Here is a 666-nt window from a genome sequence, read left to right as displayed (position 1 = left end):
CCTCGAGGAGCTGCGTCGATGATCCTGGCTGCTGCAGGCGGCTTCTTCCGCCATCTCGATGCGGGCAAGTGGGCCGATATCGGCCAGGCCACGCTGGATACCCTGCTGATGCTCGGCGGCTCGCTGCCGCTGACCCTGGTCATCGGCCTGCCGCTGGGCGTGCTGCTGTTCCTTACCGGCTCGCCGCAGCTGCATCGCAAACCGGTGCTGTACGGCGCGCTGGCGCTGTTGGTCAACCTGCTGCGCTCGGTGCCCTTCATCATCCTGATGATCGTGCTGATTCCGCTCACGCTGTGGATGATGGGTACCTCGCTGGGTGTGCGCGGGGCGATCGTGCCGCTAGTGATCGGTGCAGCGCCGTTCTATGCACGGCTGGTGGAAACCGCCCTGCGCGAAGTCGACCGTGGCGTCATCGAAGCCACCCAGGCGATGGGCGCCACCACCTGGCAGCTGGTCACCCGCGTATTGCTGCCCGAAGCGCGCCCCGGCCTGATCGCCGGCGCCACTGTTACCGTGATCGCGCTGATCGGCTTCACCGCGATGGGCGGAGCGATCGGCTCGGGCGGTCTGGGCGACCTGGCGTTCCGCGATGGCTACCAGCGCTCGCACACCGACGTGGCGCTGGTCACCGTGGTGCTGCTGCTGGTGCTGGTGCAGGCCCTGCAG

1 protein-coding gene is annotated in these 666 nt (G+C 67.9%); it reads left to right on the top strand.

The annotated features are described in order from the left end of the window. Positions 1 to 18 precede the first annotated feature (18 nt). The coding region (locus ACXJKJ_RS30775) for a methionine ABC transporter permease (RefSeq protein WP_457395298.1) at positions 19 to 666 on the top strand (648 nt) is incomplete at its 3' end.

This window comes from Roseateles sp. P5_E1, assembly GCF_054049335.1.
Note: the sequence above shows the minus strand (reverse complement) of the source record. Positions and strands in the feature narration are given on the sequence as shown.